We start from the raw sequence: 513 nt of genomic DNA on the forward strand, positions 1-513 counted from the left end.
GATGAATATCGGCGCGATATCAAAGCTAACAGGCCTTAATTCTAAAACCATTCGCTACTACGAAGAGATCGACCTGGTTCATCCTAGCTCGCGCTCTGCCAACGGCTATCGACAATATTCAGAACAAGATCTGGAACAGCTCCAGTTTATCCAGCGCGCCCGAAAGACAGGCTTCAATATTGATGAGTGTCGCCACTTGCTTGATCTTTTCAACAATAAAGGCCGACAAAGTCACGAGGTTAAATCCCTCGTCTTGGACAAAGCAAAATTAGTTGAAGAGCAAATAGCTGAGCTTAGGCTGATGCACCAGTGCCTGCTAGACCTCGCTAGCCAATGCCAATCTAACAATGACCCTCACTGCGCTATTCTTGATAAGCTTAGCGAGGCACCAGAGCAACTAACGACACAGGGAGGGGTAAAGCTATGAAAGAAACGAAATCAAGCTGCTGCGGCTCTAGTTCTGAAAAAAATAACCCTGAAAAGCCTGAAAGTAGTTCAAGTTGTTGCAGCAAA

Annotated in this window: 1 protein-coding gene; it reads left to right on the forward strand. The window is 45.8% G+C overall.

Annotated features, from left to right (window positions below; genetic code table 11):
* On the forward strand, positions 1-427 hold a 427-nt coding region (gene cueR, locus A3756_RS06365), incomplete at its 5' end, for a Cu(I)-responsive transcriptional regulator (RefSeq protein WP_068506746.1).
* Between the last annotated feature and the right edge of the window lie 86 nt (positions 428-513).

This window comes from Oleiphilus sp. HI0086, from assembly GCF_001635225.1.